19 protein-coding genes are annotated in these 23939 nt (G+C 50.6%); 9 read left to right on the top strand and 10 right to left on the bottom strand.

Translation table 11 applies throughout. The features are described from left to right. Window positions 1-43: 43 nt before the first annotated feature. The 6 genes from SD10_RS13595 to SD10_RS13570 form a co-directional block, all read right to left on the bottom strand. The gene (locus SD10_RS13595) at window positions 44-1222 is read right to left on the bottom strand and encodes a serine hydrolase domain-containing protein (protein ID WP_046574306.1); all 1179 of its coding nucleotides are present in this window, start codon (window positions 1220-1222) and stop codon (window positions 44-46) included. A gap of 240 nt (window positions 1223-1462) precedes the next feature. Further along, a complete protein-coding gene (locus tag SD10_RS13590) occupies window positions 1463-2269 on the bottom strand; it encodes a helix-turn-helix domain-containing protein (protein WP_046574301.1) in 807 nt (268 codons plus the stop codon). 74 nt (window positions 2270-2343) lie between these two features. Beyond that, window positions 2344-3183: an SDR family oxidoreductase gene (locus tag SD10_RS13585; RefSeq protein ID WP_046574299.1), complete on the bottom strand. Its 840-nt coding sequence runs from the start codon at window positions 3181-3183 to the stop codon at window positions 2344-2346. A gap of 37 nt (window positions 3184-3220) precedes the next feature. Beyond that, window positions 3221-4099, bottom strand: a complete 879-nt coding sequence (locus SD10_RS13580; protein WP_046574297.1) for an oxidoreductase — start codon at window positions 4097-4099, stop codon at window positions 3221-3223. A 2-nt stretch (window positions 4100-4101) separates the two neighbouring features. Beyond that, window positions 4102-4377, bottom strand: a complete 276-nt coding sequence (locus SD10_RS28765; RefSeq protein WP_052731182.1) for a VOC family protein — start codon at window positions 4375-4377, stop codon at window positions 4102-4104. Between the two features lie 155 nt (window positions 4378-4532). Further along, complete coding sequence (locus SD10_RS13570) at window positions 4533-6056, bottom strand: hypothetical protein (protein WP_046574296.1); 1524 nt, start codon at window positions 6054-6056, stop codon at window positions 4533-4535. 92 nt (window positions 6057-6148) lie between these two features. Here SD10_RS13570 and SD10_RS13565 point away from each other — a divergent pair, with 92 nt between their 5' ends. After that, window positions 6149-7537 (top strand): glycoside hydrolase family 140 protein, encoded by a 1389-nt coding sequence (locus tag SD10_RS13565; protein ID WP_046574295.1) that lies wholly within the window; start codon window positions 6149-6151, stop codon window positions 7535-7537. 1 nt (window position 7538) lies between these two features. On the opposite strand, the gene SD10_RS13560 is transcribed toward SD10_RS13565, so the two are convergent. After that, window positions 7539-7973 carry a response regulator gene (locus SD10_RS13560; RefSeq protein WP_046574294.1) on the bottom strand — a complete coding sequence of 145 codons (435 nt, stop codon included), beginning with the start codon at window positions 7971-7973 and terminating at the stop codon, window positions 7539-7541. 252 nt (window positions 7974-8225) lie between these two features. Here SD10_RS13560 and SD10_RS13555 point away from each other — a divergent pair, with 252 nt between their 5' ends. The 3 genes from SD10_RS13555 to SD10_RS13545 all read left to right on the top strand — a co-directional run bounded on the left by SD10_RS13555 (window position 8226) and on the right by SD10_RS13545 (window position 12103). Beyond that, window positions 8226-8930, top strand: a complete 705-nt coding sequence (locus tag SD10_RS13555) for a DUF421 domain-containing protein (protein WP_046574293.1) — start codon at window positions 8226-8228, stop codon at window positions 8928-8930. A gap of 140 nt (window positions 8931-9070) precedes the next feature. Continuing rightward, window positions 9071-10873, top strand: a complete 1803-nt coding sequence (locus SD10_RS13550; RefSeq protein WP_046574291.1) for a thiamine pyrophosphate-dependent enzyme — start codon at window positions 9071-9073, stop codon at window positions 10871-10873. Window positions 10874-11170: 297 nt separating this feature from the next. Then, on the top strand, window positions 11171-12103 hold the full coding sequence (locus SD10_RS13545; protein WP_046579500.1) for a sterol desaturase family protein: 933 nt from the start codon (window positions 11171-11173) through the stop codon (window positions 12101-12103). A gap of 216 nt (window positions 12104-12319) precedes the next feature. Here the strand turns inward: SD10_RS13545 and treS are convergent, their stop codons facing one another. After that, window positions 12320-15652, bottom strand: a complete 3333-nt coding sequence (gene treS / locus SD10_RS13540; RefSeq protein WP_046574289.1) for a maltose alpha-D-glucosyltransferase — start codon at window positions 15650-15652, stop codon at window positions 12320-12322. Window positions 15653-15976: 324 nt separating this feature from the next. Here treS and SD10_RS13535 point away from each other — a divergent pair, with 324 nt between their 5' ends. The 4 genes from SD10_RS13535 (at window position 15977) to SD10_RS13520 (ending at window position 20582) form a co-directional block, all read left to right on the top strand. Beyond that, window positions 15977-18181: a bifunctional alpha,alpha-trehalose-phosphate synthase (UDP-forming)/trehalose-phosphatase gene (locus tag SD10_RS13535; protein WP_046574287.1), complete on the top strand. Its 2205-nt coding sequence runs from the start codon at window positions 15977-15979 to the stop codon at window positions 18179-18181. 50 nt (window positions 18182-18231) lie between these two features. Then, window positions 18232-18909: a response regulator transcription factor gene (locus SD10_RS13530; RefSeq protein WP_046574285.1), complete on the top strand. Its 678-nt coding sequence runs from the start codon at window positions 18232-18234 to the stop codon at window positions 18907-18909. Continuing rightward, complete coding sequence (locus SD10_RS13525; protein ID WP_046574283.1) at window positions 18906-20288, top strand: sensor histidine kinase; 1383 nt, start codon at window positions 18906-18908, stop codon at window positions 20286-20288. The genes SD10_RS13530 and SD10_RS13525 overlap by 4 nt, the downstream gene beginning before the upstream one ends. A 90-nt stretch (window positions 20289-20378) precedes the next feature. Further along, on the top strand, window positions 20379-20582 hold the full coding sequence (locus SD10_RS13520) for a hypothetical protein (RefSeq protein ID WP_046574282.1): 204 nt from the start codon (window positions 20379-20381) through the stop codon (window positions 20580-20582). Window positions 20583-20742: 160 nt separating this feature from the next. Here SD10_RS13520 and SD10_RS13515 read toward each other — a convergent pair whose 3' ends face one another. Beyond that, window positions 20743-21768: a rod shape-determining protein gene (locus SD10_RS13515; RefSeq protein WP_046574280.1), complete on the bottom strand. Its 1026-nt coding sequence runs from the start codon at window positions 21766-21768 to the stop codon at window positions 20743-20745. A 313-nt stretch (window positions 21769-22081) separates the two neighbouring features. On the opposite strand from SD10_RS13515, the gene SD10_RS13510 reads away from it, so the two are divergent. Then, complete coding sequence (locus tag SD10_RS13510) at window positions 22082-22444, top strand: hypothetical protein (protein WP_046574278.1); 363 nt, start codon at window positions 22082-22084, stop codon at window positions 22442-22444. A gap of 72 nt (window positions 22445-22516) precedes the next feature. On the opposite strand, the gene SD10_RS13505 is transcribed toward SD10_RS13510, so the two are convergent. Beyond that, window positions 22517-23905 (bottom strand): chloride channel protein, encoded by a 1389-nt coding sequence (locus SD10_RS13505; RefSeq protein ID WP_052731181.1) that lies wholly within the window; start codon window positions 23903-23905, stop codon window positions 22517-22519. Between the last annotated feature and the right edge of the window lie 34 nt (window positions 23906-23939).

The following is a 23939-nucleotide window of genomic DNA, read 5'->3' as shown; positions in this document are numbered from 1 at the left end:
TGGTCTTCCCCGAAATATAGGCAAACATCATTCCAACTTTTCATTACTTTTTTACAGCTGCCAGCACCCGCTTGATCAGCTCATTTGGGCTACCGTTATGCCAGCGCCATACGATCACGATGTCATGTTCGGGATCGACCCATACCGTATTTGAGCCTGCGCCAAGGGCTGCATAACTGCTGGCGGGGGCGTCGGGCCAGGCTTTCTTGCCCGTAGAGCTAGTGCCTGTGTTTAGCCACCACAGGTAACCATAGTCGGGCCCAACCGGACTGGGCGTTGTTGCCTGCTTTACCCAATCGGCGGAGACAATCTGGCGGTTTTGCCAGCGCCCCTGCCGCAGAAAAAGATACCCGAAACGGGCTTCGTCGCGGGCGCTGATGCGCAGGCCACCGCCCCAGCGGGTTCCGCCACTCACCGACGGCATCGACTTGCCATCAACATCGGCCATCGCATTAGGATAAGGAATGTACTGCCAGCTATCCGACGCGCCAATTGGGTTCATGATCTCGTCGCGCACCACCTCGGGCAGTGGTTTTTTCCATAACCGGAGCAGCGAAAGGGCCATCCGATTGATACGAACATCATTGTACTCATAATAAGCGCCGGGCTTTTGAAGCGTGCGAGGTTTGCGTTCGCCTTTCCCAAACGCTTCTTTCCCGACAAAGTCACTGTTCTTTCCCCAAAGCGATCCTTCCCATTCGCTGGTTTGCTGAAGATGATTCTCCCAGGTAATGCCTTTATTTTGGGCCGATTCATAGCCGCCATCGTGGATCAGGTTGGCCACCGGATCGTGAACATTGGGAATCATGCCCCGCTCAATGGTAATGCCTGTCACCGTCGACAAGACACTCTTGGCGACGCTGTACGTTGGGTCCGGGCGTTGAGTATCGCCCCACTCGGCCACGATATACCCATGCCGCAACACGATGCCATTGGTTGCCGCCCGGCTGGTTGGCATGGGGCCGAGGAGCTTACCGAAAATCTCTTCCTGGGTCGAGAAGTCGGGTGCCATTTGGGTTGTTTCCTGCGTTTTGGCGAAGGCCACGGCTTCATCGAGTAAGGCTTTATCCATGCCTGCTTTTTCGGGAGCAAGGTGAGCCCAGTTGTCGCCTTTGGGTGGGTAATAGGTTGTTGAGGTGGAAAGTTGCCGGTGGCAGGCTACCATCGTTGATAGCGCGAGCAGGGGCACCAGCACCCACATGGGTAATGCACTGTGTTTCATTGGGTAAAGGTTGTCAGATTATGATAAGTAGCTGACTCTCCCTATCGAAAAGTAGACGAACCAGCTATCCACCGACGAAGGTAATTCGCAGCGTTCGCTTTTTGCTCGTTTCTGACGGCTTTTATTCCTGTCAACGTTGCCGAAAAGAAAATGCCTTTGCCTGCGTGTGGTAGCGGATAAAAAAGCGCATAGTTAATCCGCTTCACAGCCATACAGGATAAGGTTTACCCAAAACCCAGCCTAGATTTTCGAGGGTGAAAGGCCGTACGTCTTTTTAAAGGCGAAGGAGAAATGGGAGAGATCTTCAAAACCGAGTTCCAGATACACATCGGAAGGTGCTTTGCCTTTTTCTTTAATCAGATAATAGGCTTCCTGGAGCCTGCGTTGCTGGATCCACCGGCTGGGAGTGCTGTGAAAAATCTTTTCAAAATCCCGCTTGAATGTGGCCAGGCTTCGGCCTGTCAAATAAGCAAATCGCTTCAATTCTACGTTGAAGTGAAAGTTTTTATTCATGAAGCCTTCCAGATCTAGTTTGCCCGGTTCCGAAAAATCGAATAGAATATCTTTTAATCCCGGATTTGCCTGGAGCAGAATCAAGATCGCTTCGTTCAACTTTAGCGCCTGAAGGTTTTCGTTAATGGGCTGTTCGGCCTGCAAATAAGGCAACAGGGAGTCCATGTAACTTTTATACAGCGCATTAGGTGTCAATTCCAAAATGGGATTCCCTTCCTGATGTGGCTCCGCGGTGTAGCCATAGTCCAGGCTGAACTTACGTAACGTTTCCTGATCCAGATAAATAGACAGCGCCTTGAATTCACCATCGGCGGGTGGTTGCTTAACGAATTTAATCAGCTGATTGCGTCGGCTGAACCGGAAATCGCCTTCCCTAAACGTGTAATCATTATGGCCATCGTTCATGGTAAGCGTACCGGCAATCTGGTAGCTAAAAATATGTTCGGGTACGAATTGTTCGCCTTCCCGACTTCTGGTGAAATAGCAGGAATAGACGATTTGTGGAAGCCGGTCAATTTTCTTGAGTTCAGGCATGTTTAGCGAGCTAGGGTATCTGGTAAACAGCAGGGTTGCCCAAATTCGTTACAACCCTGCTGATTTAGTGTTACTTAAATTTGAGGCATAAACCGCGTAAAGCCTTCCCGGATGACGTTAATATACGCCTGGTCGGGTAGTTCAGCTCTGGCCGTCAATCGTTTCTGAAAGTCAGCATTGCCCACAGCATACCGAAGTGTGTCGGTGCCATCGGTGGCAGCCATATAAATGGTTTCGGCAACATCGTCGGCGGTTACCAGCCTGGCGGCCACCATACCCGCAAACATCTTGCCTGCGGCTTCGGTAAACGGGGTGTAGTCGGCCAGACTGGGGTCGTGTGCAAATTGTTCACGGGTGACCTTGCTGAAGTTCGTTTCGGTACCTCCCGGTTCAATAATCTTAACGATAATGTTGAGCGTAGACAGCTCAAAGGAGAGCGCTTCTGAAAAGCCTTCCAGCGCAAACTTCGAGGCTGCATACAGCGAAATCAACGGTAAGGTAAACCGACCCGCGCCCGAACTGATGTTGAGAATCAAGCCCGACTTTTGCTGGCGAAAATGAGGGAGCAGAGCCCGAATCACGTTCATAACCCCGAATACATTCACGTCGAATTGTTGTTGGATCTGCTCTGGCGTAATGGCCTCAAACACCCCGTTCTGCCCGTACCCGGCGTTATTGACAACGGCGTCGATCTGGCCAAACCGGCCAATTCCTGCCTGAATGGCACTGTCAATGCTGGCTGGGTCCTGTACATCCAGTTTAGTAACCAGCACATTTGGGAGTTGAGTTAATTCTTGTTCTTGCTGCGGATTTCGCATGGTAGCAATCACGTTCCAGCCTTCGGCTGCGAATTTTTTAGCGGCTGCTTTCCCTATACCGGAGGAGGCTCCGGTTAGGATAATGGTTTTATTCATGGTCGTCGTTTGTTTATTAGGTAGTGAATACGCCACTCTAGCGATTGATCATCGCCTGCCCTTGTTCCGTATCCAGAAAGTTAATGGCATCGATATGATCAGTAGACAGACTTACCGATTCCCAGGCCTCAAGCTCCGCTTTTCTGTTGGCGTCGGCCTGTTTAAGAATGGCGACCGCTTCACTGCCCAGGATCAGGTGCACGGGCGGCTTAGGCTGCCCAATCAGGTTGATCATCGCGGTGGCGGCTTTGGCTGGGTCGCCCATGGGTACAAAGGAGCCTCCTCTGATGAAGTCAGCGCGTTGATCAACCGTATTTTCGTAGCCTTCTACGGGCGCAGCATAGCTCATGGAATCGCCAGCCCAGTCGGTTCGGAAGCCGCCGGGTTCTACACTGGTTACGTGGATGCCCAGAGGAGCTACCTCTTTGGCGAGCGCTTCGGTAAAACCGCCCAGTCCAAATTTAGCGGCCTGGTACATGGTCAGGCCCGCGTTGCCAACCCGACCGCCGACGGAACTGATTTGCAGGATATGGCCAGAACGTTGCCTGCGCATAATGGGCAAAACAGCGCGGGTTATGTCGATGGGTGCGTAGAGGTTCGTCTCCAACTGACTACGGACTTGTTCGTCGGTGAAGGCTTCGGCGGCCCCGATAATGCCAAAACCAGCATTGTTCACCAACACATCAAGTCGACCGAAATGCGCGACAGTCTGCTCAACCGCAGTGTGAATTTGCGCTTTGTTGGTTACGTCCAGTTGGATGGTCAAGAGCTGATTCGGGTATTTTTCGGCAAGAGCCGACAATTGATCGGGGTTGCGGGCCGTTGCGGCTACGTTGTCGCCTTTAGCGAGTACAGCTTCGGTTAAACTGCGGCCCAGGCCGCGTGAACTTCCGGTAATAAACCAAACAGTTGTCATTTTTATGTGCTTTTTGTTTTGACAAAGGTCGGTCCTGACTCTCCGGGCTGCTTTGTTGTAACGCTCAAAATTGGTTTGTTGAAACGTTCATGACGAGGGTTGGTTCGCTGGAAATGACCAGCGATTGGGTCAGAGTCCTGCCCATCAAGCTGAAAGGAGACCGATATGGCCGTTCCTGCCGGAGAAGGGGCGCCTTCTCCATAACGGCTGATTTTGGTAATGACTGAATTGTTGAAAAGAGACGTGTACCGCATTGTCGCTTCTTCAGCCAATTTCATTATTATTCCTGAACGAGATCTTGTCTGGGCCAAGCTAGAACGGTGCGCCTTTGCGACTTGGCCCAGACAAATTATGCATCTACTCTGTACTTTGGTCAAGTAGTAGTTGTCGGGTTACTGGCTCCGTAGCGGTCGATTGTTACTCGTTAAGTAGGTCAGAACTCGGTAAAGGCCGAGAATAGGGGATAAACCGTGTCGCCATTGACAAGTCCGCCCGGACCGTGAGACTGATAATAAGTAACCGACGCAACCCCAGCTTTTGCTAGGGCACGAAGGCTCTGGCGCGTCCATTCAGCTCCAAAATGAGTGGTTTGTCGCCCATCAGCAGGGGCGTTCAGGCGTTCCAGGGCCGTTTCCGCCACAGTTGTGTAGCGGGGGAGTAGTGTAATGGGCGAAATATGAATTGGCTTGCCTCCGCTGAATAATCGGGCCGAAAACACCGTCTCTGGTTGTCCAGCTATGTTTTCCTCCAGCGTCAGATCGTCATACGCATGAACCTGCGGGTTAATCGAATAAAAGACAAAATCGACCAGACTAAAATCAAAGCGATGCCGGTTCAGTTCGGCGAAATTGTCGTCGGTGCCCCCGCCTATCAACAGATTGGGCCATTCCGCGCGCAATACCGGAACCACCGTCTGTAATAGTCTATCGGAGGTCGTTAAGGTGGCGGCATCGAGGAGCAGCATCGAGCGAACGGATACGGCCTGTCTTTGCAGGAAATTCAGTAATTGCCTTAGTTCTGTCAAAGGGTCGTTCCCGAAAAATACGGTTAACTCAAGCGGAATGTCCAACTGTTGGGCATCCGCTACGGCATTTGTCAGGATTGCCTCCCAGTGGGGAAGGCGAAAGAAAACATCGGCCCGCAGGTGCGACAAGCCTAACCGCCGGAGCAAAGCCGCTTCGGTCGGGGTCAATGGCGGGCCACCAGCCCATTGGCCAACGCCAAGACGAAGGCGATCTGGTTTCGGTGCCGCTACGGACTGAACCGGGTTTTTGGGTAATAAAGCGGTTGGCTGGTTCGATAGGGCTTGGGCCGATGGCCTGAAAACTACGCGCTGGCGAACCTCGTCACCGGCCTGAACCGTTACCGGAAACGGTCGGGTAAGTGGGGTCGAATAAGTTTTAAACGAAGCATCCGTCCAGTTTCGCTGATCTTCCGTTTCGAACACATCACCCGAAAAATCAAGTTGCCAGACAGTGCCGGAAGCGGGTTGCCAGCGCATCGTCCGAAGGTTCAGAAACGGTTGGTGTGGGCTGATTGTCGTTGGGAAATGCGCATCCGTTACCGTGCCGTCGGGGGCAGTCAATTCAGCCGGTTGCCCTAAAACGCCCTCAATTGGATGCAAAACGCAGAGGCCAATTCGGTTTCGCTGAAAAGTCACCAGCGCTTTTCCGTAAAAGTCGACGGTAATAACGCCATGCTGATCACCCAGGATGTCAACATGCCCCGCTATTTGAATAACGGGGTCGCTGGTATGCCAGTCATACTGAATCCGGAAGGCATCGGCATGCTTGTCAATCACTTCATTGGTAATCGTCAGCGCGGCCGTGAGCCAGTTGTGATCCCGAATGGCAAAATAGATCATTCGGATAATTTCTGCATCGCCCTGATTCAGGTAGCGCAGAAAACCGTTTTCGTACTGAGCGCCGATGGGACCGGCTTGCAGGAAGTGGGGCATGGGTAATTATAAGCGGATTTCTGGTTTGTAGGGTACGACGGACAAAAAACGTAGAGGATGAACCGTTGTAACCGCAACTAAAACAATTTCCGATGAAAAAACTCCTTATGCTTATTGGATTGCTGCTTATACAGAGCCTCGTTTGGGCGCAGCAACCGTTTGCCAACGGACGACTGAAGGTGTCAGCCAATAAACGTTATCTGGTTCATCAGAACAATACTCCTTTTTTCTGGCTGGGCGATACGGCCTGGGAACTGTTTCACCGGCTCAACCGCGAAGAGGCTGATCAATACCTCAAACGTCGGGCAGAACAGGGCTTTACAGTGGTGCAGGCGGTAGCGCTGGCCGAATTCGACGGCCTGAAAGAGCCCAATCCCTATGGTGATACGCCCTTGCTCAATAATGATCCGACCACGCCCAATGAGGCCTATTTTAAACATGTCGATTTTATTGTCGACAAAGCAGCTCAGTATGGTATTGTGATTGGTTTCCTGCCAACCTGGGGCGACAAGATATTTAAAAATACCTGGGGCCAGGGTCCTGAAATTTTCACCGTAGCCAATGCGAAGGCATACGGCCGGTATGTTGGTAATCGGTATAAAAACCGTGAGAATATCGTCTGGATTCTGGGTGGTGACCGCAATCCCCGCGAAGGATCGCAGGATTTGGCCATCTGGCGGGCAATGGCTGATGGCATTGAGGAGAGTGTTGGGGGAGCCGACAAGGCGTTAATGACCTACCACCCGCAGCCCAATGGACAGGAGGGAGGAGCCTCGAAATGGTTCCAGGCCGATGATTGGTTCGACTTCAATATGCACCAGAACGGGCATTGCCGGTTTACACCCATTTATGACAATATCAGCATGTCGTATAACCGCCAACCCACCCGCCCAACGATGGACGCTGAACCGATTTATGAAGACCATCCGGTCTGCTTCAATGCCAAAGATCTGGGTACGTCCAACGCGTACGATGTACGCTTATATGCCTACCTCGATCTGTTTGCGGGGGCGCATGGCCATACGTACGGGTGCCACGACATCTGGCAGATGTACAGTGCCAAGCGCCCATCCGTCAATGGGCCTCACTTCTTCTGGCCGGAAGCGATGGAGCTTCCGGGTGCCAATCAAATGGCACATGTGCGTCATCTGATGACATCTCGGCCGCAACTCGACCGGGTCCCCGATCAGTCCCTGATTGTTGAAAATAACCTGAGTGCTGCCGAACGCATTCAGGCTACGCGGGGAACCGACTACGCCTTTGTGTATTCAGCAACTGGCAAAGCATTTACCGTGAATCCGGGTAAGGTTTCGGGAAAAAGTTTAACAGCAACCTGGTTCGATCCGCGAACGGGCAAAACTCAGTCGGCTGGCCATTTCAATAATCAGAAGGCACAGCAATTCAAGCCACCCACCCAGGGCTATGGGCAGGACTGGGTGCTGGTGCTTGACGATGACACAAGGAACTATCCTCGTTTGTGAGTTAGTCCTCGTTTGTAAAGCGGTTGGGATGCAGGCATTTTGACCAATAATCAATGATCGCCTGTAGCTGCAGGCGTATCTCACTAATGCTATCCCTTTTTTCGAAGAAACCCTGAATTGTCAGGTCATACGCTTCTTCAACCATATGCTTGTAAACGGGATGGGTAAAGAAGATAAAGGGGATGGCTCGTTTCCTCAACTGAGCGTCTTCTTCAATCTGTCGACGTAGTTCCAATCCGTTTATTCCCGCTAAGTTGACTTCGGAAATAATTAGAAAAGGGCGCTGTTCGGTTGTTTTTAAATAATCTACCGCTACCTGTCCATTCGTAAAGAATAAAATAGAGCTTAATGGGGCAATTTCTTCTAAGATAGGCTTGAGAATAAGCTGGTCGTCTTCATCATCATCGATAAAGATGATCGGGCCATTTACTTCCATTGTATTAAGATTGGTGGTTGTATAAACTTGTATACGAACACAACCAAAATCGATATTGGAAAAGCTATTTAAGTTTATCCAACGGCCTACAAATCGTCCTGAGTGGCGAGCCAGTGTATTCGTTCGAATCAAAACCTTGTAAACTATTTCCTTATCCGGAAGTTAGCTTAGTATAGAATTCCACTCGTCGGGGTATACATGTATGGACTGCCCGACAACGATTGATTTCGCCACCTAACCATAGTTCGGTTGATGAACCCTTACGAACTTACCGATTGGCAACGCATTCTGTTCGGAGAACAACCCCCCCTGTTTTTACTGGAAGTTTTAGGTCGGTCACTGGTGATGTTTTGCGTTATTTTTCTGGCCCTGCGGGCTACGGGAAAGCGTACTGTCCGGCAGCTATCGGTTATTGAACTAGTTCTGATCATTGGTCTTGGATCGGCGGCTGGTGATCCCATGTTTTACGATGATGTTGGTCTACTGCCTGCATTGGCTGTTTTCCTGATTATTATCATCAGCTATCGGCTTTTAGCCAAACTGGCCTCAAAGTCCGTCAAACTGTCGGATTGGGTAGAAGGCAAAGCCGTGCTCATCATTGAGGAAGGGGTATTTGCCATTGCCGAATTTGCCAAGGAAGATATGGGGCAGGATGAGTTTTTTATGGAGCTTCGATCGGCCGGGGTCGAGCACCTGGGTCAGTTACGGAGAGCCTACGTGGAAAGTAGCGGAAACATCAGCCTCTATTATTATGAAGACACCGACGTGAAGCCAGGGCTGCCCGTCCTGCCCGAGTTATTCGCCAAACGATCAGCGAAAATTGAGCAATCTGGTACCTACAGTTGCAGCTTTTGTGGTCATGTTCAGCACTTGCCTTCGTCTGTATTGAATCAGGTTTGCCCACGCTGCAAACGGAATGAATGGGTTAAGGCGTTGCATACCCGGCGAGTAACCTGAGTAGAAGCCCTGTTCAGGCGCATACACTCATAATTCACATTAAACTACCGTATCGGAACCAACAATATAGTTTAGACGACGCTTATACACTGTAGCAGGTCGTTTACCCACTGAACCAGATAGAAACGCCTGTTTGACTTATGGCAAAAACTGGAGGAGATCTATTAATTGAACGGTTGATTGAATGGGGCGTCGATACCATTTTTGGTTTGCCCGGCGATGGTATAAACGGCCTTTTTGAATCGTTGCGTACGCATCAGGACCAGATTCGCTTTATTCAGGTACGTCATGAAGAAGCGGCTGCCTTCATGGCCGCCGGGTATGCTAAATTTACAGGAAAGCTGGGCGTTTGTATGGCCACCTCCGGTTGTGGCGGGCTCCACTTGTTGAATGGGCTCTATGATGCCAAATACGATGGCCAGCCGGTGCTGGCCATTACTGGCCATACGTACCACGATATCAGTGGCTCCATGTACCAGCAGGATGCCGATCTGACGAAAGTATTTCTGGATCTAGCTCCTTATAATGAGCGCATTATGGGGCCGGATCATGTGGTCAACGCTGTCGATCAGGCAATCCGAACAGCACTGGGCCAAAGCACCGTATCGCACATATCCTTTCCGAAAGATTTTCAGGATTGGACCGTTGGGGATGATACGCGAACGATGCCCAATGTTAAGGGGCATACGGATGTATTACGGGTGAGTACCGCTATATCGCCCGTCCTTGATCAACTGAAGCGGGCCGCTGACCTGATCAATGCCGGTAGTAAAGTCGTTGTCTTTGCGGGTCGTGGAGCCCTTCATGCCCGCGACGAGGTTATCCAACTGGCTGAAGCCGTGGGTGGACCTATTATTAAAGCGCTGTTGGGTAAAGGGGTGGTCCCCGATGATAACCCGTACACTACCGGAGGGTTGGGCCTATTGGGCACCGCTCCTTCGCAGGATGCCATGGAAGAGTGCGACACGCTCGTCATGATTGGCACTCACTTCCCCTATCTGGAATATTATCCAAAACCCGGACAGGCAAAAACCATACAAATCGACCTCGATCCCACGCATATCGGGTTGCGAACGCCGGTCGATGTGGGCTTAATTGGCGATACCAAAACCGTTCTTCAGGCCCTCTTGCCGCTCATTAACCACAAGGAAGACCGCAGTTTCCTGGAAAAAGCACAGGAACGAATGACCTTCTGGCGCGAGCTGATGACCGAGCGGGGTACCCAGACGAACATTCCCATGAAACCACAAGTGGTGCCCCACGTAATCAGCCCGTTGCTGAACGATGATGCTATTGTCACCTGCGATTGTGGAAATAACACGACCTGGGCAGCCCGCCACATTCAGATGCGGGGCACCATGCAGTTTTCAACGTCGGGCTTGCTGGCGACAATGGGATCGGGTTTACCGTATGCTATCGCGGCTTCAGTGGCCTACCCTGGTCGGCAGGTGGTTGCGCTCGTGGGCGATGGCGGCTTTACGATGCTGATGGGCGAAATGGCGACGGCGGTTAAATATAAGCTGCCCATCAAAGTGTTCATATTCCATAACAATTCGTATGGGCAGATAAAGTGGGAGCAGATCGTATTGGAAGGTAACCCTGAGTTTGGGGTTGATATTCAGTCGATTGACTTTGCCGCCTACGCCCAGGCTTGCGGAGCCACCGGGTTTACGCTGGATGATCCGAAAAATGCAGACGATGTCATTCGCCGGGCACTGGCTCACGACGGCCCTGTCATTGTAGATGCGATTGTGGATCAGAATGAACCGCCCATGCCTGGAAAAATCACAACCGATCAGGCTATCGAGCTGACAAAGGCACTGGTCCGGGGTGAACGTGACAGTGGCGATATCATCAAAAACATTATCGGTAATCAGGTTCGCGAGGCCGTTGCTACCACTGGACGAAGCTTACTTACGGTGTTGCCAGGTATCGGGAAATAAAGGATATTCCTTTCTAAACGGGGCTTTGTGAAAGCGCTGAAAACTGGTTTAGTCAACTAGTTGCCCACTATTCCCTGATTGATCTGAAATAATAAATCGCCCAAATAGTGCCGGTATTTTCCATTCTCACTGGGTTTCAGTCCGGTTAGGATGGAAAATATCGGCGCTTATTTAGTACAAATAGGTGATTGCGTATCCTTGGCTAACTCTAATAACTTTCTAAGGTTTGGTTAACTCCTTTTTAAGCTTAAAATTAGTGTTTTGGTCTACTCAACGACCGACTAAATGCTTGTCATTATGCTTGAATCCTTATTCAGTGCTCCCGTTATTCCAATCGATCAACTCTGGACGGTTGAACGAGGGGCACCCAATTTGATCTTGTGGGCAGTTCCTGCCATGATTGTGCTGACCGCAATCGAAATGATTGTTACCTACATTCAGGAGAAACCCTACTATGATAAATGGGAAACCGTTGGCTCCGTGCTGGTTGGGCTGGGGTCGCTGGTGGTTGGGGCGGGCGTAAAGCTGGGCTTACTGTATGGTGTCGTTTGGGTCTATAATCAGTTGCCCTGGCGGATGGAGCTTCAGTGGTGGACGCTGATCCCCTGTTATCTGATCTTCGACTTTTGCAGCTACTGGGCACACCGGGTATCGCATGGGCAGCGTTTTTGGTGGGCAACGCATGTGGTACATCATTCGGGAGAGCATTATAACCTGAGTGTTTCATTTCGATTAAGCTGGATTCAGAATCTGAAGATCATCTTTTTTGTACCCGTCGCATTGATAGGTTTTCACCCGATAGTATTTTTTACAGTTAGCCAGTTAGCGGTACTTTTTCAATTCTGGGTGCACACAGAGTACATCAAAAAACTGCCCCGATGGGTTGAATATATTTTTGCAACACCGTCCAATCACCGCGTTCATCATGGTTCGCAGGAGAAGTACATCGACAAAAACTTTGGCGCAACGTTTATTTTCTGGGATCGGATCTTCGACACCTACCAACCTGAAGAAGAACGCCCGATTTATGGGATTACGACCAATATTGACCAGAAGGCCAACCCATTTCACATTAATTTCCATGAGTTATCCGACATTGTTCGCGATGTAAAAAGTGCCAAAGGATGGCGGAACAAGTGGTTCTACGCCTTCGGAAGCCCGATAAAAGTAGCCCAGCAAAAACAGCGGATGACCGAACTGCGGGTTGAAGAGACGGAACCGGTTGCCTGATCGGTGGCTAAATTGGCCTAAACGAAATGGGTTTGATGCCATACGGACAACGTGTCTGTATGGCATCAAACCCATTTCGTTTGTCAACCCTGCTTTTATTATTTAGTAGGGATTAAGGAGGGTGAATGTCTTAATCGCCTGGCTCACAGTTGATCGTGAATGAGTTTTGTCATCCCGGCCGGTCCGCCGATGCGGCAGGAGGGATGACAAAAACGGCTATTTATTACTCACGTTGTTGATAATCGATTTGATTACTTCCAGTGGAACGCGTGCCCAGTCGGGCCGGTGAGTCAGCTCATACGATAAGCTGGGAATTGCCTTTTCGAGCAGGTAGGTTTCGATCATCATTTGCTGCTCGGCGGGGTCAGCCGGAACAAACGAACTCCCCTGAACAGTCTCCAAATACGCTTTAATGAAGAATCCCCGCATGTAGTGCACCCAAAACGTAGCATAGGGAAGCAACCGTAATGTCGTATCGCCTTCCGGCACCTGGTTGTTATTCAGGAAACCTTCATACGTCACGTAATAAAAGGAGTGGATCATGCTGGCTACATCCCGTAGGGGCGAACGTTTCAGCCGTCGTTCGCTGTAACTGCGGGCCGGATCGCCACCGAAATCCTGAATGGCGATGTCTTTGCCAGTAACCATGATCTTTTCCAGTTTCAGATCGCCGTGAATCCGGATTTTAGCCGTATCCAGCTTTTTAGTGTAAATTCGCCGGAGGGTTGTCAGCACTTTTTCCTTCTGGCCCTGTAACTGCTCCACATCCTGTCTGACCATGTCGGGTAAGGATTTTAGCGTATTTTTCTGGAGTTGAAAACTCTCCCGAACCAGCGACTGCATGCCCGAGAAGAGAGAACGCTGGTAGTGCAGGGAAAAGTCTTCCGGAGCAAAGTCCTTGACTGACTTGCTGGATGCCAGGGCCTGGTGCATCTGTCCAATCCGAATGCCCAGCAGTCGGGCCTGTTCGGCGGCCCGCTGCCCCAGCAGTTCCCGCGTCTCGAACGGAAGGTCGTCGAAGGCGATGGGTTGCGTTAACGTGCCACGGGGCGCACTCAGGGCACTATCCAGTTGCTCTTTGTCACGGGCCAGAATTCGCTCGATGAAGTTATTGATCCGTTCCAGCACATACCCTTTTCCATCACCATGATTATCGGCCATTTCCTGCATGGTTCCGAGCATAATTGGCTTGTCAGTCGTGGTTATTTCGACGGAGCCGGAGAAGGCAGGAACAAATTTGAACTGGGCCGTCTCCGACAGAAAGCGTATCATCTCGGTATCGGGGTTGACCAGAACGTCCAGCTTACGGTATAGCTTCAGCACGAATCGTAAGTCGTAGCTGATCGACGCATAGCCGGGGCCATTTGGCATCAGTTTCGATTTGATCTCGGGGTGTTCCTCCACATAGGTGTCCAGCGCTGGTATGCTCTCGAATTGAAGCCCGGCTGTTTTGCCCGAACTCTTCTGAATCATGTTCTGAAGCAAAGCCTGTTGCACGTCGGTCATGTAGAGCCCGTCGCACAGAAGCCCTGTTTCCTCGCCGACTTCCAGAGTGGCGATGACAGACTCCGGGCAGCTTTCCCTGAGTTTGGTTGCAGCCGTATCTTTGGCAAACCCAACCACGAGCTGGTACAATTCGGGCAACCCCCGCTCATAAGTGACTTCGATCAGCAGCACATGCGCTGATCCATCTGGTAAGGAAAGCGGGGCGTGATTGGTTATGGAAATCTCGTGCAGCGTCTGATTCTTGCCGTTAAACCACTCCGTTTTGGGTAAATAATCCGGTAGCACCACCGTTTCCAGCTCTTGCCGGGTGCGGTTATTCAGCAAGGCATCCCAGCTTTTGGCCCGAACCAAAGGCAGCGTAGCGGAGTCGATAGCTTCGACGCGCTGTTTCTCCAGGGCAAACCACTGATAATCGTGGGGAGCCAGGGTAAAGAAGTACGACTCCGTTTCGGCTACGGGCGGGAACGCATTTTTACTGAATACTTCAACCGGTACATAGCCTTTAAAACCTTTGAGTTCTATTTCAGCGGGCTGGGCATATTTGGATAAGTTGATAACAATCAGCAACGTTTCGTCTTCGTACGAACGGGTGAAAGCCAGTACCTTGGGGTTCTCAACGGTCAGAAAGACAAGATCACCCCGCCCGAATGCCTTGTGCATTTTTCGCAGGTTGATCATCCGCTTCATGAACCAGAACAGCGAAGACGTGTTGCGACGCTGGGTTTCTACATTCACGGATTCATAATGGTACTCCGGGTCGAGAACGGTCGGTAAATAAAGTTTTTGGGGATTGGTGCTCGAAAAACCTGCATTCCGATCCGGTGACCACTGCATAGGGGTCCGCACCCCATCCCGGTCGCCCAGGTAAACGTTGTCGCCCATCCCGATTTCGTCGCCATAATAAATAACGGGCGTACCGGGCAGCGAAAACAGCAGGCTATTCAGCAACTCTACTTTCTTGCGATTGTTGCCCATGAGCGGAGCCAGGCGGTGCCGAATACCAAGGTTGATTTTGGCTTTGGGGTCTTTTGCGTAGGTTTTGTACATGTAATCCCGCTCTTCGTCGGTCACCATTTCGAGGGTTAGCTCGTCGTGATTTCTGAGGAAAATGGCCCATTGGCAGTTGTCCGGAATAGCGGGGGTCTGGTCGAAAATATCGGTTATCGGGTAGCGGTCCTCCATTTGGAGCGCCATGAACATCCGGGGCATAACTGGGAAATGGTAGTTCATGTGGCACTCGTCGCCATCGCCGAAGTACGAGGCCGAATCTTCAGGCCACATATTGGCTTCGGCCAGGAAGACAACCCCCGGAAAATGATCATCGATGTGTTTGCGTAGTTTTTTGAGGAAGGCATGGGTTTCGGGCAGATTTTCGCCGTTGGTGCCTTCGCGTTCGAACAGGTACGGAACGGCATCCAGCCGAAATCCATCCACGCCCAGTTCGCACCAGTAGTCGATCATCTTGAACACTTCACTCTGTACCAGCGGGCTGTCGTAGTTCAGGTCGGGCTGGTGATAAAAAAAGCGGTGCCAGTAGTATTGCTGGGCTTCGGGGTCCCAGGTCCAGTTGGAGGCTTCGAAATCCTGAAAGATAATGCGGACATCTTTAAACTGAGTCGGGTCGTCGGTCCAGACGTAATAATCTCGTTCGGGCGATCCTTTGGGGGCTCGACGAGCGCGCTGAAACCAGGGGTGCTGATCGGACGAGTGATTAATGACCAGTTCTGTAATGACTTTCAGGTTGCGCTGGTGAGCCTCTTCCAGAAAAAGTTTAAACTGCTCAATTGTCCCGTAAGAGGGGTTGATGGTGTAGTAATCGGCAATGTCGTATCCATCGTCGCGCAGGGGCGACGGGTAGAAAGGCAACAGCCAGATGGCCGTGACGCCTAATTCCTGTAAGTAATCCAGCTTTCCGAGCAGGCCCTGAAAATCACCGATTCCATCACTATTGCCATCGCTAAAGGCCTTAATGTGTAATTCATAAATAATGGCGTCTTTGTACCAGTGGAGATTTTCATCTAATGCTGCGTTATTTTTTTCCATACGTGTTGAGAATTAAGAAACAGGTTGGGTAAAGCGACTGTATAAGGGTAAGCTCAGCCTGTTTAGGTGAAACATTACGCAATACGGAAGGTTTAGATAAAATGTAGAGTAACTCTGGTGATGGACAAGAGTTGGCGACTGGCGGGCTTCGAACCAATGCCGCCCAAAAAAGTACCTGATGGAACACAATCAACCTACGTGTCAGGAGTATGCTTACCCTGTGGTAAGTATTTTAAGCAGTTTCTAAGATTTGCTTAAGCCAGTTCTAATTCCACACTGCTTTATTTGTTGTCTTACACTGGGCGCTCAGTAAGCGCAAATCGCATGAACACATTTAACCGATTGCTTATCGTTTCGTACCGATTACCCTTCACGTTTCAGCAAACAGATAACGGGGTTGTATTGGTCCAGAATTCGGGTGGGCTGGTGTCGGCCGTGCTGTCGATGGCTGAGCGAATGGGTCAGAAACAAGACGGTGCCGCCACCAAAATTCATTGGGTTGGTCATGCCGATGCCTCCCTTCAGCACATCGAGTCGTCGGCGTTTGAGAATGAAACCTTCGTGGCACACCCGGTTTTTATGGACGAGGCCGTTCACAAGGGTTTTTACGAGGGATTCAGTAATGACCTGATCTGGCCGTTGTTTCATTATTTCACGTCGTTTGCCTCCTTCCGGGAAACGGATTTCGATAGTTATCAGCAGGCCAACACCCGTTTTCTGGAAGAGCTTACGGCCCTTATTGAGCCCGGTGATCTGGTCTGGATTCACGATTTTCAATTGATGTTATTGCCTGATATGGTTCGGAAAGCGATGCCGACGGCCACCATCGGTTATTTCTTTCATATTCCCTTTCCGACCTACGAAATCATTAAACTATTGCCCCGTACCTGGCGGCATGCCTTGTTGAATGGTATTCTGGGTGCCGACGTCATCGGTTTTCATACGGCCGATTATGTTCAGCATTTTATGCAAAGTGTATCCGATGTGCTGGCGTTACCCATTATCGGCCCTCGCATCGTGTTGCCCGATCACTCGGTCGTGGTGAAAGACTTTCCTATCAGTGTCGATTTTACCAAGTTCAACAGCAGCGGACAGGATGCGGCCGTGATCGCTATGAAAGCCCAGTATCAGACCTTGCTTCAGCAGGACAAGATCATTTTCTCCGTCGATCGGCTGGATTACACGAAGGGAATTACGTATCGGCTGCAAGGATATGAGCGGTTTTTAAGTCAGAATCCGGATTGGCATGACAACGTTACGTTTGTAATGACCGTTGTTCCGTCGAGAGATCAGATCGGGCATTATCAGGAAATCAAGCGGGAAATTGAAGAAACTGTCGGGCGCATCAACGGACTCTTCGGAACCATTGGCTGGCGACCCATTGTGTATTCCTATGCATCGCTCACCTTTACCGAACTAATGGCCCTGTACACGGCCTGCGACATTGCCCTGATCACCCCCATTCGGGATGGCATGAATCTGGTTTGTAAGGAGTTCGTGGCCAGTCGGCAGGATCAGCGAGGGGTGTTGATCCTGAGTGAATTAGCGGGAGCCGCGCAGGAGCTACCCGATGCGCTGATCATTAATCCGACCGATACGCAGGAAGTCGCCGATGCCATCAAACAGGGGCTGGCCATGGCTCCCGACGAGCAGGAGCAGCGCATGGCTCGTATGCGGATGCATCTGCAAAACCACAATGTTTTCCGGTGGAGCAATGATTTTCTGCGGGCGTTCGATAATTTGCTGGGAAATCAAACCGATCTGGAAACGGACTTGCCTATTCAGCCCTTTATTGCTGCGTTTAGTGAGGCTCGTCAGCGTTTGCTGCTGTTTGATTTCGACGGAACGCTGGCGCCACTCGTCAACGACCCAGCCGATGCCCGCCCATCGGATGCGCTAAAAGACGCCTTTCTGACCATTGCCGAAAGCAGTGATCTGGTCGTCATCAGCGGGCGTAACCGGGCCTTTCTGGAAAAGACGTTTGCCGGTATTCCGCTGTATCTGGTGGCCGAACACGGGGCCTTTCTGAAAAAGCCCAATCAGCCCTGGGAGCGGCTCGATTTATCCGATAGCGACTGGGTCGATTCCGTTCGGGCCCTGATGAATGAAGCTGTCGAGCGATTCCCCGGCTCGTTTATCGAGGAAAAAGAAACCGCCATTGCCTGGCATTACCGGATGGCAGATGCCGACGATGTAGAAGGCCAAGCTGTTGAACTCGCCACCCAGCTTCGGGGAACAGCCTTCTCCATTCCCCTGACCGTTATTCAGGGCAGCAAAGTGGTTGAGGTGAAGCCAGCACAGCACAGTAAAGGAACTGTAGCACTCAAAATTGTTGAACAAGCCTCTTACGATTTCATCGTCAGTGTGGGCGATGACACTACTGATGAGGATATGTTCCGGCAGTTACCCAACTGGGCTTATACGGTAAAAGTGGGTTCGGGTATGTCGTTTGCCCGCTACCGGCTTGCCCGTCAACAGGATGTCGAAACGCTGCTGCAACGCATGAACGACGTGCTGGTGAATGCTTGATCATTGTCTTGCATTCTCCGCATTTTGAGGTCTATTAAATTGGGTACGTTATGAAACTATTAGTCGTTGAAGACGAGCCAAAGACGCTTCAGGCGATCCAGCAAGGGCTGGAAGAAAGCCAGTTCGAAGTCGATATTGCGTATGATGGGTTAATTGCCAAGCGGCTGGCATTGAAAAATAACTACGCCGGAATCATCACCGACCTCATATTGCCGGGCCTTAACGGCTATGAGCTTTGTCGGCAGTTGCGGGCAGAAGGCATTGCGACGCCAATTCTGATGCTGACGGCGCTGGGCGAAACGGAGGATAAAATCTCGGGGTTCGATGCAGGTGCCGATCAATACCTGACCAAACCCTTTCACTTCGCTGAACTCCTGGCGCGGGTGCGCGCACTCACCAAACGGGGTACGCAGGTGACCATGACGGCCCAGTACTTACGGTACGGTGGTATTGAGATGAATTTGGATGCGAAAATGGTTACCCGCGACGGGCAACCCATTGACCTTACTGCCCGTGAGTTTGCTCTGCTGGAGTTTTTGATGCGCAATCAGGGGCGCGTCTTATCGAAACCTGCTATTGCCGAACAGGTGTGGGATCTGAACTTCGATACGGGCACGAATGTCGTAGAGGTGTATATCAATTACCTTCGTAAAAAGATTGATAAAAATTTTTCCAAGAAACTGATTCATACCCACTTTGGTATGGGTTATATGCTACAGGAGGAATGACCATTCGCAACCGCCTGGCGTTACGGTTTACAGGACTGGTGTCCAGCATTTTGCTGCTGGCGTTTGTAAGTATCTATGCCTTCTGCTGGTATTTTATTTCGTCAGATTTCTACCGGCGACTCAACCGGAAAGCCCACACAACGGGCGAAATGCTGATTCACCACCGGCTGGATGCTCAATTGATCAAACAACTTATCCGAATCCGGAAAGATCAGTTACCTAACCAGAAGATCGTTGTGTTCGATAGCCGGGACTCGGTCATTTTCTCAACCGACGAACAGGGGTCGTTACCCATAGCCAAATCCGTATTGGCGGCTATTCGGAAGAACCAGCGAAAAGACTTTCCCCAGGGTGAATATTATGTATCAGGTTCGCAGTTCAGGGCGTCCAGTGGCCAGTTTATCGTCGTTGCCAGTGCCGAAAATGTGTATGGCGACGAGTTCTTAAAACGGCTGATCTGGGCCTTTACGGCACTCTTTTGCCTGATTGTCGGCATTACGGCTTTCTCTGGCTGGTTTTTCGCCAGTGATGCCCTGCGGCCGATGCAACAGATCGATCAGACTGTAAGCGACATATTTCCCAATAACCGGGATGAACGACTGGTTGTGAAAAAGGACGATGATGAGATCAGCCGATTGTCGGCGACCATCAACCGGTTGCTGGATCGGGTTGCGGATTCATTCCGGTCGCAGCGGCTGTTTGTTGCCAATGTGTCTCATGAATTGAAGAACCCGCTTACCCAGATAAGCTCGCAACTGGAAGTCAGTCTGTTGAACCAGCGGGAGCCCGAAGCGTATCGGCAAACGATCCGATCGGTGCTCGAGGATGTGCGCGAACTGGCAACCTTAACCCACGAGTTGCTGCAACTATCGCAGGTGAATCAGGAAGATGCAGGCGCATTATTGAAGGAAGTTGTGCGGATGGACGAAATTCTCTGGGACATTCGTGACGAAGTGACCGCCATGAATCCACGCTATCAGGTGACGATATCCTTTGGAGAACTGCCTGAAGACCCGGAACAGTTGACCGTGCAGGGAAACAAAACGCTGTTGATGACGGCGCTCAAAAACCTGACCGAAAATGCCTGTAAGTTTTCGGATAATGGACACGCTTTAGTCAACGTCAGCTTTGAAGAAGAGGTCCTGGCGATTCAGGTTCAGAACACCGGCCCGGCCATTCCGGAAAATGAGCTGCCCTTTATTTTTGAACCTTTTTTTCGAGGGCGCCAAACGGCCGATCTGAGAGGGTACGGTGTTGGATTATCGCTTGTCGAGCGAATCATTCGCCTACATGCCGGTCAGATAACGGCGTCTTCGCTGGACGGCAAACCAACTATATTTACCCTGATACTGCCTTTGCTATCCCTGACTTCTAAGTAGATTCTAAGGAGTTTATCAGCGTTTACTAAGCAACTGTTTGCAATTTTGAGTTTGTATTATTCAACTCTGTTCTAGCATTAAAGCTATAGTATGGCCGCTCAAGAATTGCTTCACGCGCAACCTGCTTCATTCATACCGAATCCGGTTCGGCAGAGCAAGGGCCATAAACGATCCGGAAGCTCGCCCGAGGATCCCTCCCGAAAACCGGATTGGTTGTTAATTTTTATGGGCGTAGTTTTCCTGCTTACGCTTCTGATCGCCTGGTTGGTCAACATACCCAATTTGTTGCGCTAAACGTGGCCGTTGATCGGTATATAATGAGCCATGACTCCGGTTGGTTCTTACGGGTCCCTACGGGCTTTAACCCGTGTTGCCTTTCAATTTGAATACGAGCTATAGCCCGTAGGGACCCGTTAGAACCAACCGGGACAAAGCTAAACAGACTGAATATTGGTTAACTGATCAAAACGGACTGATACATCTCCATGTTCTTGATCACCTCGCCCGTGCCTTTGACAACGGCTTTCAGCGGATCTTCGGCAACATGAACCGGCAATTTGGTCTTCGACGATAGTCGCCGGTCGAGCCCATGCAACAAGGCTCCGCCACCCGTCAGATGAATGCCATTGGTATAAATATCTGCCGACAGTTCAGGAGGAGCCATTTCCAGCGCCTTCATCGTTGCCTCTTCGATTTTCGATACTGATTTTTCCAGCGCGTAGGCAATCTCGCTATAAGTCACTTTGATTTCTTTCGGAATGCCCGTCATCAGATCACGCCCGCGTACTTCATAATCGGCCGGTGGATTGTCCAGCTCCGAAAGAGCCGAGCCCACCTCCATTTTAATCTGTTCGGCCGATCGTTCGCCGATAAACAGATTATGTTCACGACGGATGTAATCGACAATGTCGCGGGTGAAAACGTCCCCGGCTGTTCGGATGGATTGCTCGCAAACAATGCCGGATAACGCAATCACCGCGATTTCGGTAGTGCCTCCGCCAATGTCAACGATCATGGTTCCATTAGGCTGGGTAATGTCGATTCCGATGCCAATGGCTGCGGCAATAGGTTCAAATACCATGTATACCTGTTTGGCACCCGCATGCTCGCAGGAGTCTTTGACGGCCCGTTTTTCTACTTCGGTGATACCCGATGGGATCGAGACAACCATCCGGTGGGAGGGCGAAAATAGTTTTCCACTACTTTCAAGCAGTTTGATTAATCCGCGAATCATTAGTTCGGCGGCTGTGAAATCGGCGATAACGCCATCTTTCAGGGGACGAATCGTTTTAATATTTTCGTTCGTCTTTTCGTGCATTTGCATAGCCTTATGGCCGATGGCCAATACCTTGCCACTTAATCTGTCCATGGCAATAATCGAAGGCTCATCCACCACAATCCGATCCTTGTGAATAATCAAGGTATTCGCTGTGCCTAAATCTATTGCAATGTCACTTGTCAGGAAATTGAAGAAAGTCATAATCTGGTAACGTTAAGATGTTGTTGCCAGTACAGTTTTAGATTTGTTTTAGAGTAAACGGGATGAATAAATTCGGTCAGCCAGCCACGCGGGCCACCTGATCGCAGGCCCTATTCCAACAAAAATGGGAACGATGAGGGTTGGAAACCAACAGGATGAATAGGTATATAATGTACTTGTAATATAGTCTGGTGAACCTGGAACTTTATTTAAATTGACATGAGCAGAGTTTAGGCTGCTATTTGTTGAATCAAGCGGAAACAAACCGGGTATATTTGAGTTTATAATATAAATAAAACATAATCTCAACGACATGAAAATTGCAGTAGAAAAGGGACAGGATAAAACATTGCTGGCTGACGGACGGCAGACAGTTACGATCACTCATATTGATGAAGGGTCGAGCGAATACAAAGGAATTCCATTCTTTGCGGTTCGATTCGAAAACGAAGACGGGTATATCTCGCATCGGTTTTATCAATCGTCGGCAGGAATGCCTGCTATTGTCAATCTGTTTGAGATGGCCGGGATTCCGGTACAGGAAGGCAAAGACCTCGACACGAAACAACTTGTGGGTAAAGAAATGACGATAGAGGTAGGCGAACGTTCCTACACTGATCCGGAAAACCACAATGAGCGGACACTGAAGCAGGCTGTCAATTTCCTGGCTAGTTAAGCAAGTAGCCAACGGCTCAAAACCGTTTGAACGAAATAAAGCCCTGGCGTCGTGTCAGGGCTTTATTTATAGTTAGGCCTGGCTAACAGGCTTACTCAACATGGGTTGTGCCATCGCTTCCCGAACAAACCCTTCTTTCAGATGCTCGTAGAAAGACACCGGATCAATGAGCGATGCGGCTCCCTGGGCCATAAGCCCACCCAGCAGTAATTGAAAAATAGCCGAGTGCCGATCCGTCATTTCCAGTACCAGAATCGCAGCCGTGAAGGGTGACCGGACAACGCCCGTCAGGAAGCTCACCATACTGACCATAATGACCAGATTGGTATCGCTGGGCGTAACTCTCGCGAGTCGGGCGAAGGCATCGCCCAGAATGGCTCCGGCGCTGAGTGAAGTGGCAAAAATACCCCCTGCTGCCCCGCTGCTGTAACTCAGGGCCATACCCAAAAAGCGTACGACGAAAAGGTACCAGGGCGTCTGGTGATCGTTTTGAAATAATAGCCGGTTGATGATTGGCTTTCCGGTGCCCACCGCGTCTGTACCTACCCAAAAAGCAATAGCCGCCAAAACGAGCCCGCATGTGGCCACCCAGGCGGCCTGCGTTAAAGGTGTACCAAACCGACGACGATAGCCATTGACCCACAATAATGTTTTGGCAAAAATAGCTCCCGCCAGTCCGCAAAGCATGGCGGTAAAGACAACAATACCCAGAAACCAACCCGTCGATGCGGTAACTTTTGGAAATCCCAGATACAGATAAGGGCCCTGAATAGCTTGTGCCGTCATACCGGCAATGATCACCGCCGTGAAAACGGCCGTTCGGAAGCGGGTTATGTGGGTTTGAGTAAGCTCTTCGACCACGAAGACAATGCCGCCCAGAGGTGTATTGAAGGCGGCTGCCAGTCCGGCGGCACCCCCTGTAACGAGGGCAATCTGTCGGGAAAGCTGCGGCCATCCGGCCGGTTGCAATCGATTGATAGCACGAAAAATGGCGGCTGAAACCTGAATCGTTGGGCCTTCCCGGCCAATCACGCCACCGCCCAGCAACAGAACAACACTACTTAAAACCTTCACGACGGCTACCCGCAGACTTAACAAATAGCCCGTACGACCATACGTTGTCGGGCTGGACAGCTCAATACCCGCCATTACTTGTGGAATACCGCTGCCCCGTGCGGCAGGAGCAAGTTTGGCTACCAGCAACCAGGCAAGAACGAAGGCCACCGGTGTCAGGATAAATACCAGATAGGGCTGTTTCTCAATCCAGGTAAAGCTGGTTTGCTCAGCCCAGACGAATATTTCTTCGTAACCCACCGCTACCAGGCCGGTTAGCAGGGAGGCCACCCAAAAGGGTAAACTTTGTAAAATAATCCGGCGGACACGCTCCGTGTATAGCCGTTTAATGACATGTTGATCAAGCCAGGCCAGCACCTGTGCGTATCGGGAGGGTCTATCCGCCATTTATCAGAGAAACACGATTAGGTACTAAACGTCC

Origin of the sequence: Spirosoma radiotolerans (assembly GCF_000974425.1) — a bacterium.
Taxonomy (GTDB): Bacteria; Bacteroidota; Bacteroidia; order Cytophagales; family Spirosomataceae; genus Spirosoma; species Spirosoma radiotolerans.
This window is presented reverse-complemented; position numbering and strand designations above follow the sequence as displayed.